The 13,167-nt window shown below is 74.1% G+C and carries 15 protein-coding genes; 5 read left to right on the forward strand and 10 right to left on the reverse strand.

Annotated features, from left to right (window positions below; translation table 11 throughout):
- Positions 1-23: 23 nt before the first annotated feature.
- The gene (locus V9U70_RS15035) at positions 24-1,139 is read right to left on the reverse strand and encodes an NADH:flavin oxidoreductase/NADH oxidase (protein ID WP_336675560.1); all 1,116 of its coding nucleotides are present in this window, start codon (positions 1,137-1,139) and stop codon (positions 24-26) included.
- Between the two features lie 137 nt (positions 1,140-1,276).
- Between V9U70_RS15035 and V9U70_RS15040 the strand changes: the two genes are divergently transcribed.
- Positions 1,277-1,642: an ArsR/SmtB family transcription factor gene (locus tag V9U70_RS15040; RefSeq protein WP_336675561.1), complete on the forward strand. Its 366-nt coding sequence runs from the start codon at positions 1,277-1,279 to the stop codon at positions 1,640-1,642.
- A gap of 46 nt (positions 1,643-1,688) precedes the next feature.
- On the opposite strand, the gene V9U70_RS15045 is transcribed toward V9U70_RS15040, so the two are convergent.
- From V9U70_RS15045 to afsA, 3 genes are all read right to left on the reverse strand, one after another.
- Positions 1,689-2,384, reverse strand: coding sequence for a ScbR family autoregulator-binding transcription factor (locus tag V9U70_RS15045; protein ID WP_336675563.1), 696 nt, complete (start codon positions 2,382-2,384; stop codon positions 1,689-1,691).
- Positions 2,385-2,705: 321 nt separating this feature from the next.
- Entirely contained in the window at positions 2,706-3,614 is a 909-nt protein-coding gene (locus tag V9U70_RS15050) for an NAD(P)H-binding protein (RefSeq protein WP_336675565.1), read from the reverse strand.
- A 124-nt stretch (positions 3,615-3,738) separates the two neighbouring features.
- Positions 3,739-4,644 (reverse strand): 2-oxo-3-(phosphooxy)propyl 3-oxoalkanoate synthase, encoded by a 906-nt coding sequence (afsA, locus tag V9U70_RS15055; protein ID WP_473828696.1) that lies wholly within the window; start codon positions 4,642-4,644, stop codon positions 3,739-3,741.
- Positions 4,645-4,841: 197 nt separating this feature from the next.
- On the opposite strand from afsA, the gene V9U70_RS15060 reads away from it, so the two are divergent.
- Positions 4,842-5,486: a ScbR family autoregulator-binding transcription factor gene (locus V9U70_RS15060; RefSeq protein ID WP_336675567.1), complete on the forward strand. Its 645-nt coding sequence runs from the start codon at positions 4,842-4,844 to the stop codon at positions 5,484-5,486.
- A gap of 516 nt (positions 5,487-6,002) precedes the next feature.
- Here the strand turns inward: V9U70_RS15060 and V9U70_RS15065 are convergent.
- Complete coding sequence (locus tag V9U70_RS15065; RefSeq protein ID WP_336675568.1) at positions 6,003-6,614, reverse strand: LysE/ArgO family amino acid transporter; 612 nt, start codon at positions 6,612-6,614, stop codon at positions 6,003-6,005.
- Between the two features lie 66 nt (positions 6,615-6,680).
- Between V9U70_RS15065 and V9U70_RS15070 the strand changes: the two genes are divergently transcribed.
- Positions 6,681-7,601: a LysR family transcriptional regulator ArgP gene (locus V9U70_RS15070; protein ID WP_336675569.1), complete on the forward strand. Its 921-nt coding sequence runs from the start codon at positions 6,681-6,683 to the stop codon at positions 7,599-7,601.
- Between the two features lie 119 nt (positions 7,602-7,720).
- On the forward strand, positions 7,721-8,584 hold the full coding sequence (locus V9U70_RS15075) for an endo alpha-1,4 polygalactosaminidase (protein ID WP_336675572.1): 864 nt from the start codon (positions 7,721-7,723) through the stop codon (positions 8,582-8,584).
- Positions 8,585-8,610: 26 nt separating this feature from the next.
- On the opposite strand, the gene V9U70_RS15080 is transcribed toward V9U70_RS15075, so the two are convergent.
- Positions 8,611-9,414 carry a VOC family protein gene (locus V9U70_RS15080; RefSeq protein WP_336675573.1) on the reverse strand — a complete coding sequence of 268 codons (804 nt, stop codon included), beginning with the start codon at positions 9,412-9,414 and terminating at the stop codon, positions 8,611-8,613.
- A 240-nt stretch (positions 9,415-9,654) separates the two neighbouring features.
- Between V9U70_RS15080 and V9U70_RS15085 the strand changes: the two genes are divergently transcribed.
- On the forward strand, positions 9,655-10,251 hold the full coding sequence (locus V9U70_RS15085) for a DinB family protein (protein WP_336675574.1): 597 nt from the start codon (positions 9,655-9,657) through the stop codon (positions 10,249-10,251).
- Positions 10,252-10,565: 314 nt separating this feature from the next.
- Here V9U70_RS15085 and V9U70_RS15090 read toward each other — a convergent pair whose 3' ends face one another.
- The 4 genes from V9U70_RS15090 to V9U70_RS15105 all read right to left on the reverse strand — a co-directional run bounded on the left by V9U70_RS15090 (position 10,566) and on the right by V9U70_RS15105 (position 13,154).
- Complete coding sequence (locus V9U70_RS15090; RefSeq protein WP_336675576.1) at positions 10,566-11,234, reverse strand: lysophospholipid acyltransferase family protein; 669 nt, start codon at positions 11,232-11,234, stop codon at positions 10,566-10,568.
- A gap of 688 nt (positions 11,235-11,922) precedes the next feature.
- Positions 11,923-12,081, reverse strand: coding sequence for a hypothetical protein (locus V9U70_RS15095; RefSeq protein ID WP_336675577.1), 159 nt, complete (start codon positions 12,079-12,081; stop codon positions 11,923-11,925).
- A 168-nt stretch (positions 12,082-12,249) separates the two neighbouring features.
- Positions 12,250-12,447 carry a hypothetical protein gene (locus V9U70_RS15100; protein WP_336675579.1) on the reverse strand — a complete coding sequence of 66 codons (198 nt, stop codon included), beginning with the start codon at positions 12,445-12,447 and terminating at the stop codon, positions 12,250-12,252.
- A 2-nt stretch (positions 12,448-12,449) separates the two neighbouring features.
- The gene (locus V9U70_RS15105; protein ID WP_336675581.1) at positions 12,450-13,154 is read right to left on the reverse strand and encodes an alpha/beta fold hydrolase; all 705 of its coding nucleotides are present in this window, start codon (positions 13,152-13,154) and stop codon (positions 12,450-12,452) included.
- Positions 13,155-13,167: the final 13 nt, after the last annotated feature.

A 13,167-nucleotide genomic window follows, 5' to 3' on the forward strand; every position in this document is an offset into this window, starting at 1 on the left:
CGCCGGGCGTCCGGGCCTCCCGCTCAGGCCTTGGCGGCGCGGCGCGCCAGGGCGTAGCCGTACGGCTCGGGCCAGCGGGGGTCCGTCGCGAGCGCGTCGGCGGCGTGATGAGCCCAGTGCGGGTCGCGCAGCATGCCACGGCCGATCATGACAGCGTCGGCCCGTCCCGCGGCCACGATCTCCTCGGCCTGGGCGGGTTCCAGGATCAGGCCCACCGCGGAGGTGGGTGTGCCGGTCGTCCGACGTACCCGCTCGGCGAAGGGGACCTGGTAGCCGGGGCCCGCCGAGATCACGGCGTCGCGGACGAGACCGCCGGTGGAGACGTCCAGCAGGTCGACGCCATGGGCGGTCAGCTCCTTCGCCAGGCGTACGGTGTCGTCGCCGTCCCAGCCCTCGCGCGGGTCCTCCGGGTTCTCCGACAGCCAGTCGGTGGCCGAGGTGCGGAAGAGGACGGGCAGGTCGTCCGGCCATACGGCGCGGACGGCGTCGACCACTTGGAGCGGGAAGCGCAGGCGGTTCTCCCAGCTCCCGCCGTAGGCGTCGGTGCGGTGGTTGGCGGCCGGGGAGAGGAAGGAGTTGATCAGGTAGCCGTGCGCTCCGTGGATCTCGACGACCTGGAAGCCGGCGGCCAGGGCGCGCTCTGCCGCCATGGCGAAGTCACGCACCAGTTGCTGGATCTCGTCCTCGGTCAGCTCGTGCGGGACGGGCAGGCCCGCGAAGGCCACGGCGCTGGGGGCGACGGCCGTCCAGCCGCCCTCGCTCTGCGGCACGTGGCGGTCCCCGAGCCAGGGCCGGTCGGTGGAGGCCTTGCGCCCGGCGTGGGCGAGCTGGATCGCGGGGACGGACCCATGCGAGGTGATCGCCGCGGTGATCCGGGCGAAGGCCTCCTGCTGACGGTCGTTCCACAGACCCAGGTCCCAGGGGCTGATCCGGCCGTCCGGGCGCACGCCGGTGGCCTCGGCCATCACCAGCCCGGCTCCTCCGGCGGCCCTGCCCGCGAGATGGGTGAGGTGGAAGTCCGTCGGAACGCCCGCCTCCGGGCCATCGCAGGCGGCGGAGTACATGCACATCGGAGACATCCACACACGGTTGGGTATCTCCAGGGACCGCAGGGTCAAAGGCGTGAACAGGGCACTCACGGGACATCTCCTCGGGGCAGGGGCGTTGCCGCCCGGCAGCGACAGCGATGTAAGTACGATACTCATCGTAGTACGGACATTGTCAAACTACGAGGAAACTCGTACTTTGGAGCAGCGAGACCACGAGGAGCCGCCCCATGCCCACCACCGAGCGCAAAGCCGCGTCCGGGCGCCAGCTCGCCCACCCGCCTCTGGAGGGGCTCCGCCTGGAGACCGTCCTGCACGCCCTGGCCGACCCCGTCCGGCTGCGCATCGTGCGCGAACTGGCCGACGGTCACGACGACATGGCGTGCATCGCCTTCGATCTCCCGGTGAGCAAGTCCACCACCACCCACCACTTCAAGGTGCTGCGCGAGGCAGGGGTCATCCGCCAGCACTACGAGGGGACCTCCCGGATGAGCCGACTGCGCGCGGACGATCTGGAAGCCCGCTTCCCCGGGTTGCTCCCGGCCGTCCTGGAAGGCGTACGGCAGGCCTGCACCCCCTCCACGCCCAGCGCCTGAGCCGCCCGGCGCACACCGCCGCACGGGAACCGGCCCGCGCGCCCGGTCAGGCCCCGGAGGCCGGCCTCGACGACGCTCCCGCCCCCACAGCCGCCCCGCGGGCGGCGCACGCAGACGCCAGTCCCGCCGCTCCCGTGCCGGACGGGTCGATGAGGGCGAGAGCGTCCGCGGCGGCGAGCCGGGGCAGCAGCAGGCGCCAGAAGTCCGTGAGCGCGTACGGGGAGAGCCACGCGGGGTCGTGCCGACCGAGCACCTCGAACCCGGCGGTCGCCGCGACGGTCACCGCCACCGCCTCCTCGCGGGGCACTCCCTCGACCAGCGCCCCCGCGGTGGCCGCTTCCTCCATCAGCTCCCGTACGCACCGGTGCCAGTCCCCGCGCAGGTCCGGTGCGACGACCGGCTCCCCGTCGGCGCTGAGCCGGAACCCGGCCCGCGTGACCGGGTCCTCGCGCAGCCGCTCCGCGAGGGCGTGCGAGATGTCTACGAGGGCCTGCAGGGCCGTGTCCGCCCGGCACCGGATCGCACCGGCCATGTCGCGCAGTCCGTGCGAGGCCTGCGCCACCACCGCTTCCGCGACCGCGGCCTTGTTCTCGAAGTGGAAGTGCAGCGCGCCCGTGCTGACGCCCGCGCCGGCGCTGATCAGCACCAGCCGCGCCTCCGCGTACCCGTGCCGCTCGAACACGGCGGCGGCGGAGCGGATCAAGGTCTGACGGGTACGGGTGGCGCGCTCCTGCTTGGTCACCGGAGCCTCCGCTCGGGGAAAAGCGGCCGGAGGGTCGGCCGGGAGGAGGACGCGGTCCGGCGGAGGGCGTCCGCCGGAGCGGTGGATCGCGTCATGAAGACATCGACCCCATCAAACCAACTTCTCGGTTTCTTTTCCAGGGAACGACGATGTCCGCCCTCGACGCCCCGACCGCTCCCGGGGGGCCACGGCCGCGCACGCCCCGCAGAACCCGGCCGCCCGCCGCCCGCGCGCGCTCACGCGGCGTGGCGGTGCGGGGGGCCGAGCCGTCGCACTCTCACCCCCCGACTTGCACGGCCCGGGCGGGAGCGGGACGCCGCGTCACCCGGACGGGGACGGCGGGGGGAGCCGGCCCGGGGCGGCCGCGGGGAGCGGGAGGGCCCCGTCCGACGCGAAGGCGTCGGCGTGGTCGGCGGCCCAGACGCGGTAGGGCCGGGCCGGGCGGCCCGTGAGCTCCCCGACCGTGGGCAGGACCGCCGCCTTCGCTCCCGCCCGCTGCCGCTCAGCGCTCTCGAGGAAGGCCTCGGCAACCGGCCGCGGGTACTTCGCGAGCAGAGCCGAACGCGCCGCGTCCACCCCCAGCTCCTCGAAGCGCAACGATCGCCCCAGCACACCGGCGAGCTGGGCCGTCTGCTCGCGCGCGGTGATCGCCTGTGGCCCTGAGACGGCATACGACCTGCCCTCGTGGCCGGTGCCGGTGAGGACGGCGACGGCGACCGACGCGACGTCACGCGGGTCGACGCAGGCGACGGGCGCGTCGCCGTACAGAGCGCGCACCACTCCCGCCGAACGGACGCCCTTCGCCCAGGAGAGCGTGTTGGACATGAACGTCCGCGGGCGGAGGAACGTCCACGGGACGCCCGACTCCCTCACGGCCTGTTCGTTCTCCCGCTGTCGCCGGGTGATGAAGTCCTCTGCGCCGGGTTCCTCCACCGCCATCATCGAGAGCTTGACCAGGTGACGGACGTCCGCCGCGCGCGCCGCCGCGGCGACCCTCTCGTCGTCGGGCTCTGTGGGGCTGTTCGTCACCAGGAACACCGAGGCGACGCCCCGCAACGCCCGGTCGAGGGCAGGGCGGTCCCCGTACGCTCCCTCCACGACCTCGACCCCCGGGCCCCGCACGGTCAGTCGCTCCGGCCGGCGCGCGAGAATCCGCACCGGCCCGGCCGCCGCCAGCAGCGCGGCGACCTCACGGCCGACCGCTCCGGTCGCACCCGTCACGAGAATCACTGAGACCCCTCACACCTGTTGTCCACCGCGGGCGGCGCCGGCGGGCCCGGCCGCCCTCCCCTGCCGCCGGACTTCCGGCAGCGGACCCCGGTCCTCTTCGTGCGTACGACTCTCCGGCCGCGCGTCAGGCCTCGGCGCGCGGGCCGGACATGACCGTGGAGAACACCGGCTCACCGTCCTGATGGCCCGTCACCTGGACCGCCACCGTATCCCCGGTCGCGTGCGGCAGGACCACCGCCCCGATCGAGCAGGGACTGCCGAACTCCGCGTACCGGTGGAACCGTGTGCTCGCCTCCATCGGGAGGATGCCGCCGGACCCCGCGACCAGGCACGCGGCCTGCCGGGCCGCCTCCAGCAACAGCATGCCCGGCACATGGTCGTTGGGGCGCTGGAACAGGGTGGGGTGCCGGGTGTCCACGCGCAGCTCCCAGACTCCGCCCCGGGCGGTCGGCGACAGCACCACGTCCTGCGCTCTGGTCCGGCCGGCCCGGGCGGTGGGCACCGGCGCGGACCGGGGTATGGATATCCCCTCCGCGGGGACCTCGCCCCGCATCCGCCGGTAGACCTGGGGACTGGTGAACCGGGTCGCCCCCGTCCCCGTGGCGGCCAGCCGCCCGTCGCGGTACACCGCCCAGCCCACCCGGCCCTGCACCGGCAGCCCGCTCCGCCACTTCAGGTCGGAGCAGAACACCTCCACGTCCACCTCGGCGGGCGCACCCCCGACGCCCAGGTGCTCCGGGTGGCAGACGTAGTCCAGGTCCGCCATCAGGAAGTGATGGCCGAGCGGAACACCGTATCCGGCGTGGAAGGCCAGCATGGCCGCCTGCCTCATGGCCTCGGCGACGAGCAGGGGGTCGTGCCGGTCCCCGCCCACCGGGGCGAAGAACGGGTGATCGTGCGGAAGGACCGCCGCCACCGAGAACCGGTCATGGCCCAGTCGGACCCAGTTCCGCGGAAAGGCGTCCTCCGGCCGGGTCCGGTGCACCATGTCGATCCCCACGGGATGCACCACTTCGGCCTCGGATTCCATAGCCGGCACCGGTTCGATCAAGACTGCTGCTTCGGGCATAACTCCCCCCAGGGGTCATGTGATGGCGAGCCGTTCCTGCGATGCACCTGCGCTGATAAGATACAGACTACGCGGTTTTTTTTCTATCCCAGGCAGGGTGGTCTCCCCCAACACCGACCCGGCCCCAACACCGGCCCTCGCCAGTAAAAGGAGACAGGATGGCCAAGCAGGACCGGGCGATCCGCACCCGCCGCACCATCTTGATGGCGGCGGCCCACGCCTTCGAGAAATACGGTTACCAAGCCGCCACCATCACGGAAATACTGAAAAGCGCCGGCGTCACCAAAGGCGCCCTCTATTTTCATTTCCCGTCCAAGGAGGATCTCGCTCTCGGCGTGCTCGACGCCCAGGAGCCGCCCCGGGCGGTCCCGGGCCGGACGCTCAAGCTGCAGGAACTCATCGACGTGGGGATGCTTTTCAGCCATCGCCTCCAGACCAGCCTCCTCGCCCGCGCGGGCGTTCGCCTCTCCATGGACCAACAAGCTCAGGGCCTCGACCGCAGCGGCCCCTTCCTCCGCTGGCAGGAAGCGACCTACGACCGTCTGACCCAGGCCAAACACAACGGCGAACTGCTCCCCCACGTCAACCCCACCGAGACGGCCGATCTCTACGTCGCCGCTTTCGCGGGCACCCAGGCGGTCTCCCAGACCCTCACCAACTACCGGGATCTCCAGCGCCGCCACATCACGCTCCAGCAGCACATACTGCCCAGCATCGCCACACCGTCGATTCTCACCGCTCTCGACCTGACGCCGGAGCGCGCGGAGCGGCTCAGCCTCCTCGACCCGGCCGACGACCCGTGACCAGGCACACAGCCCGTCAGTCCGCCGCCTGCCGGGGCCCAAGTCCCCGCACGACGCGGCGCGAAGCGTGCGGCGGCACCATGAGGTCCGTGCGGCCCGGCGCCGCCGACCGGGCCGCACGGTCACCGCGTCCGGCCCTGCCGGAGTTCCGCGCCCGGGCCACGAGGACACCGCCCCGAAGAAGGACTCTCCCCAGCGCGCCCCCGCCGGTCACGGTCGCCGCCCGACGCGCAGTCGACAGCCGCCGGACGCCTCACACCGCCTGCTCAGCCTTGCCGCCGAGCGGTCCGGAGAAACGCCGACTCCGAAATCAAGTGGCACTTTTCGGCCATGGGCAGGCGCCCCGTCCCCTCACGCGTCCCGCGCTCCCGCGACACGAGCGGCGCTCGGTCCCACGGCGCACCGGGTAGCGCCGGGCACCGCACAGGCGGGCCGGAAACACACGGCTGCCAGCGCACAAGCGCCCGCCCTCGAACGCCGGGTCTCCCGCCGTCGTACGCCTGGGGACCGGTCCCTTCACGCGCCCAGCGCCAGTTTCGCACCGAGTCCGATCATCATCACGGCGACGAGGCCGTCCAGCACACGCCAGGAGGACGGGCGGGCGAGGACCCCGCTCAGCAGTCGGGCCCCGTACCCGAGCGCCGCGAACCAGCAGACGCTGGCCATGATCGCGCCGAGCCCGAAGGTCCAGCGCAGTGCCCCCTGGTCGGCCGCGACGGAGCCGAGCAGGAAGACGGTGTCGAGGTACACGTGCGGGTTGAGCCAGGTCATCGCCAAGCACGTGAGCACGACGCCCCGCCGTGAGGCGGCCGGGGCGTCTTCGGCGCGCAGGGCCGACGGGCGGAGCACGCGGCGCGCGGCGAGGAGCCCGTAACCGATCAGGAACACGCCGCCGAGCAGTCCGACCACGGTCAGGGCGGAGGGCCAGGCGACGACGACGGCCCCGACCCCTGCGACGCCCAGCCCGATGAGGACGGCGTCGGACAGGGCACAGATGGCCACCACCGCGAGCACTCCGTCGCGGCGGACCCCCTGACGAAGCACGAGGGCGTTCTGCGCGCCGATGGCGACGATCAGGGAGAGACCGGTTCCGAAACCGGCGGCCGCGGCGGTGAGGGCGTTCGTCATGGTCCCGACGCTACGGAGATGACACTCACGTGTACAGCTAATGATTCTTACGTATCATTAGCTTTCATGATGTCCGAACTTCCCCTCGATCATGTACGCACACTGCTGGCCGTGGTCGACGAGGGCACGTTCGACGCGGCGGCCCACGCCCTGCGGGTGACGCCGTCCGCGGTCAGTCAGCGCGTGAAGGCACTGGAGCAGCGCACCGGCCGGGTGCTGCTGCTACGCACGAAGCCGGTACGGCCCACCGAGTCCGGTGAGGTGGTGGTGCGCTTCGCGCGTCAGCTGGCCAGGCTGGAGCTCGACGCGCAGGCCGCGCTCGGACTGTCCGGGCCCGGCGAGCCGACGCGTGTGTCGATCGCGGTGAACTCCGACTCGTTGGCGACCTGGTTCCTGCCCGCCCTGCGACGGGTGCCCGAGGAGCTGGGCCTTAGCTACGAGTTGCGCCGGGAGGACCAGGACCACACCGCCGCGCTCCTGCGCGAGGGACTGGTGATGGCCGCGGTGACCTCGTCGCCCGAGGCCGTGGCGGGATGCACGGTGCGCGGTCTGGGCCGGATGCGCTATGTGCCGGTGGCGACCCGCGGCTTCGCCCGTCGGTGGCTCGACCGGGCTTCGGACGCCTCGCTGCACGGGCTGGTCACCGACGCGCCCGTGGTCTGCTTCGACCGGCGGGACGACCTCCAGGACGCCTTCGCCCGCGGGCTGGGCCGCGCCCCGGGGGCAAGCGCCCTGCGCCACTTCGTCCCGACGCCCGAGGGGTTCGTGGACGCCGTCGCGGCCGGCATGGGCTGGGGCATGGTGCCCGACGTCCAGGCGGAGCCGCTGCTGCGGGGCGGGCGACTGGTGCGCCTCGCCCGCGACCGCGTCGTCGACGTCCCCCTCTACTGGCAGCAGTGGAAGCTCGACTCGCCGGCCCTGGCCGCCGTGGCCACGGCAGTGGCGGCCGAGGCCGCCGAAGCGCTCGACGGCGTGCTGTCCGGCTGACGTCCCGTGCGGGGCGGGGGATGCGCGCGAGCTCCGGGGACGGCCGGGCGCGTACGACGGGTTCATGATCGACCGGCCATGATGGGGAGCGGTCCCGACCTTCACACCCAGGAGTACGCATGCCCCAGCAGGCCGTCCCTTCCCTCTTCCGCCGCCGGGGAACGCTCGCCGCCCTGGTCGGCGGGGTCGCGGCCGTGTCGGGCGCGGGGCTGCTCCTGTCCTACGTCCTCACCCCCGTCTCCCCGGCGCGGCCGCCCGCGCCACGGGTCGTACCGCCTGCCGCCGACGCGGTTTTCGACTACCAGATCGGTGGGGCGTACCCGCCGCCCGCCGGCGTGGAGGCCGTCGCCCGCGACCGGGGGGAGAGGCCCGCCGCCGGCCTGTACAACGTCTGCTACGTCAACGCCTTCCAAACCCAGCCGGACGCACTGGGCTGGTGGCAGAAGCACCACGCCGACCTGCTGCTGCGCGACGACGACGGGGACCTGGTCAACGACGAGGCCTGGGGCGAAGCGCTGCTCGACACCTCGACGCCCGCCGACCGCGCCCGGCTGGCGGCGATCGTCGGAGGCTGGATCGACGACTGCGCGAGGGCCGGCTTCCAGGCGGTGGAGCCGGACAACCTGGACTCCCATGAGCGCTCCGACGGCCTCCTGACCCGGTCCCACAACGCCGCGTACGCCAAGCTCCTGGCCAGGCGCGCGCACGCCGCGGGGCTCGCGATCGGCCAGAAGAACACCACCGACCTGCTCCAGCGGCGTCGGGAGATCGGGTTCGACTTCGCGGTCGCCGAGGAGTGCGGCCGTCACGACGAGTGCGCCGACTACGCGTCCGCGTACAGCGACAGGGTCTTCGTCGTCGAATACAGGGACGAAGACTTCGACCGGGCCTGTTCGTCCGTGGGGCCGAAGCTCTCGGTGGTGCGCCGGGACCTCGGTGTCCGGCCGGCGGGCCGCCCGGGGCATGTGTTCCGCACCTGCTGACGCCGCCTGTGCCGCGGAGCCGCCCCTCAGTCCAGGCCGCCGGGCCCCCGCCGGACGCAGACCGTGAAGATGCCTCCGTCGGGGTCGCTGATCACCGACTCGGCGCCGTCGGCCGGGGTCTCCACCGGTGGCGAGACCGTGCCGCCCGCCCGGCGCGCCGCGTCGACGACCCCTTCCAGGTCGTCGACCTCGAAGCGGACGTGCCACCGCGGACGCAGCCGGGGGTCGGGGGACGCCCCGTCACCGCCGCCGCGCAGGGTGGCCACGGTGTGCCCTCCCTGGCGTACGACGACGGCGTCCTGCCCGTAGGCGTAACCGACTTCGCAGCCGCCCGGCTCCCCGGATGCCCAGCCGAACACTTCGGCGTAGAAGATCGCCGAGTCGAAGGGGTGGCTCGTCCGCAGTTCGAGGGAGGCGGGAGTGTTGTCGCGGCCCAGCGACCACGGCGGAGTCCTGCCCTCCCAGAAGCCGAACCCGGCCCCTTCGCGGTCCGCTCCGACGGCCCCACGGCCGGGGCCCAGCCGGATCGGGCCGACGGCGATGGTGGCGCCCCGCTCCCGGACCCGGGCGGCGGCGCCGTCCGCGTCGTCGACGGCGAAATACGGAGTCCAGGCCACCGACGTGGGGAGGCCGGCGGCGATCCGTCCGAGCCCGGCGACCGGCAGGCCGTCGACATGGGCGACGGAGAAGCCCTCCCCCAGGGAGCCGGAGCGGAAGCTCCAGCCGAGGACGGTGGCGTAGAAGTCCTCTGCGGCGCGCAGGTCCCGGGTCATGAGGCTGACCCAGCACGGGACCCCGTGCACCGGGATGCTCAACTCTGGCGCCGTCATCGGGTTTCGTCTCCTCGCCCCGGTCGTGAGCCGCCGGCCGCCGGAGCCGGGCCGGCGGGTGGTCTGCGGGCGCCGGCCGTTGACGCACCGGTGCGGTCCGCGGCATCGCCCCGCCCTGGAGGCGGCGCTCCTCCATACCTACGCCGCCGACGTCCCGGCCGCCACCCGGGCCGGGGCCCCGGCCGCTCTCCCGGGGGCGGGCCGGGGGGCGCTGTCAGTGCCCGGTGACACACTGCGCAGATGACCGACACGCATCCCAAGGCCGATCTCCAGCGCTATCTGCAAGCCTCTCGCGACGCTCTGCTGTGGAAGCTCGACGGCCTCTCGGAGTACGACGTACGCCGCCCCCTGACCTCGACCGGTACCAACCTCCTGGGGTTGGTCAAACACGCCGCCGGGGTGGAGCTGGGCTACTTCGGCGAGACCTTCCAGCGGCCGTTCGACGAGACTCCGTCCGCGTTCACGGACGACGCCGAGCCGAACGCGGACATGTGGGCCGCCCCCGAGGAGTCCCGTGAGGACGTCGTCGCCCTGTACCAGCGGGTGGCGAAGCACGCGGACCGCACGATCGCCGCGCTGCCCCTCGACGCGGTCGGGAAGGTCCCGTGGTGGCCCGGCGAGCGGGGGACGGTGACTCTCCACCAGATCCTCGTCCATGTGATCGCCGACCTCCAGCGCCACGCCGGGCACGCGGACATCGTGCGGGAGCTGATCGACGGGGCGGTCGGGCTCCGCGCCGGCAACGACAACATGCCCGAGGGCGATCGCTCCTGGTGGACCGCCTACCGCGAGCGCCTGGAGCAGGTGGCCCGCGAGGCGGGGGCGACGGCTGGGTAGCCGCGGTCGCCTCGGGGCGCGGGCCCGGGCCCCGCGCGGAGCCGGGGCGACGCGGAGCCGGGACGACACGCGCTTCCGCGGGACGTACGGGTGCCGGGGCGCGGAGCGGCGCGGGGGGGGCGTGCCCGGAAGGCGGGGCGGGCCCGGCGTAGCGCTCTCAAGGCGGGGCGGTGAGCCGGGGGGGCGGCCGTACGGGGCTCGGGGTCGCGACCGGTCCGCTCGCGCCGGCCGCCGGTCCAGGTTCGCGTGATCCCGTGCCCGGGGCCCGGCGCGACCCCGAGTCCCGTCCGGCGCGGGGCCGCGCGCCGTGCCGGTCAGCGGGCGGAGGGCACCGCCGCAGGTTCGCCCAGACGCCGGGCCGCGGTGCGCCAAGCGGCGGTGACGGCCGCGCGGGCCGCGGCGGTGGCCGCCTCCACGCCCGGCGGAAGGTGCACCGGCGCTCCGATGTGGACGTGGAGCCGGGGGCGGCGGGCCGGAGCGGTGAGGAGCCCGGAGATCTGCTTGGCGCAGGGGCCGGACGTCACCCGGCGGGCCCCGGCCTGGCCGAGCGGCACGACCGGCGCGCCGGACGCGTGAGCCAGGCGGGCGAGGCCACTGCGGAATCCCTCCGGCGGCGCCTCCGCGGCATCCCTGCGGCAGGGCAGTCTGCCTTCCCCGTACATGAGGACATGTCGGCCGTCGCCGAGCGCGGCGGCCGCCGCGTCGAGGGCGTCGGCCGCCCGGTGGGTGTTGCGGTGCACCGGCACGTGGCCGCCGCGCTCCAGCAGTCGGCCGAGGAGCGGGACGCGCCAGAGCCCCGCGGTGGCCAGGACGACGGGGCGGACGTCGAGGCGCAGCAGCGCGGCGAGAACGACGCCCGGATCGGCGAGGGAGGTGTGGTTGGCGACGATGATGCTGCCGGTGGCCGGGGGCGTGGCGTGGTCGGACGTGACCGTGAGACGACCGAGGGAAGGGACGACGACGGCTGCGATGCGACTGAGCACTGTTCTCCTGGGGTCCGGTGGGCACGACGGCCTCCGGCGGGCACGTTCCGCCGTGGGGCCTGCCCTGCGGCTTCACCCCGGTCGTCGGCCTCACCCTCGCCGCCGTCCGTCCCGGTGTGCCTGAGTGCGCGTACTCAGACGTACCGGGCCGGGGCTCGGCGCCGGCTCGTTCGCTGCCGCGCGGGCGGGCCGCCGGGCAGGGCGGTCCGTGGCGCCGTCGCGGGCGGTGGCGGCCACCGTGGCGCGCGGGGGCCCCGGTCAGGCACCCGGCTGCGGCCGCCGAGGTGGGCGTGGCCCGAGGACGGCCTCCGGACGCCGGGCAGGGAGCTCGAACCAGGACGGTCGGTCCGGCCCCGCTCCGCGGGCCGCACGGCGGAGCGGGGCGGCGGTGGTCCGTACACACGGGCCCGCCCCCCCACCGGCGCGGGGCCCGGAAGATGTGCGCGGCGGGCGGCGGGGGCGCTGCGGCGCCGGGGGCCGAGCGCTCGGCCTGCCGCGGCCTCGCCCGCTTCCGCTCGCAGCGCGTCTTCGGCCCGCCTCTGCCGGGCGGACCGCCGCGTCACGAACGCGGCAATGTGGTAAAAGTCGCAGGATGTTTCCTTGTGCCGTGAGGGACTCACGCCTCATCGGCGGCCGCGGACCGGATCTCGGTCGCCTGCCGCCGCGGCACCACGCGGTGCGTGCGGTGCTAGCGGGCGGAGGCCGCCCCCACCGTGCCGAAGTCGATCGCGCGGTCGGCTTCGCGGAGGACTTCCTCGGCCACGCGGCGGACTTCGGCCGGTACGTCACCCTGCTCCTCCACGAGGCCGGCGTAGATCGGTGCTTCGGTGCTGTCTGTGAAACTCATACGGAATTTTCCCCGTCGGTCCGGTGTGAAGAGCCCCTGCCGGTCGGCAAAGGCGGGGGCGAGTGTACGTGGTGGGCGGCGGCGGTCGCGATTCCGGTCCAGCGCCGGGACGAGCGCCGCACCTGGTGCGTCGCCGTCCGAAGGGGCGGGGGCGGGCGGTCGGCGGGGTCAGGTGACACGGGCCGTGGGCAGGGGCCGGTGGCCCTCGGTCCACTCGTTGACCCAGCCGCAGCCCGAGCAGGCGTACCGGCCGTCGAGGCCCGCGATCAGGGTGCCGCAGCGCGCGCACCCGATGTAGGTGATCTCCGGGTGCTCCTCTGGCCCCCCTGCGGGGTCACGGCGCTCCCGTTCCGGTGTGGCGGCCATGGTCATCCCTCCGTTCCTGCGGCGTCCAGGAGGACCCGGGCGAGCTCGCGGGGCCTGGAGAACACCGGCCCGTGCCCGGTGCCGATCGTGGCCGTGCGCCATCGCTCGCCGGTCAGCGGCTGAGCCACGTCGGGGCTGGGCTCGGGCGTTTCGAGCAGGCACCTGACGTAGGTCGCGGGAAGCATGCCCAGTGGGCGCGTCAGGGTGGCGGGCTCCGTGAGGGTCGCGCCCGGGGGCGGTGTCGAGCCCTCTGCGATCCGGGCGACCTGTCCCTCGCCGAGGCCCTGGCCCGCGCGGTCGGCGGCGGTCAGCGGCGGCCAGAGACCCCCGTGCGCGGCGATGACGCCCTCCACGGCCGCGCGGCCGTCCGACCGGCCGGAGACGAAGGACGCGCCGTCGGCCGGGAGGTCGGAGTCGACGAACACGACCCGGGCGAGCCGGTCGCCGATTCGCTCGGCCGCCCGGCCCACCGGGATGCCCGCGCGACTGTGCCCGACCAGCACCGCCTCGCGGAGGTCCAGGCGCTCGACCTCGTCGACGATGTCCTGCGCCTGGGTCTGCCGACCGACCGCGACGCCCTGTTCGTCGGCGCCCCGGGAAAGGACCAGCGGATGGACTTCGTGGCCGGCCGCGCGAAGGTGGGGCACGACGTCGCTCCACGCCCACGCGCCGAGCCAGGCGCCTGTCACGAGTACGAATTGCGTCATGCCAGCAACGTAG

Source organism: Streptomyces pratensis (assembly GCF_037137275.1).
Classification (GTDB): domain Bacteria; phylum Actinomycetota; class Actinomycetes; order Streptomycetales; family Streptomycetaceae; genus Streptomyces; species Streptomyces pratensis_B.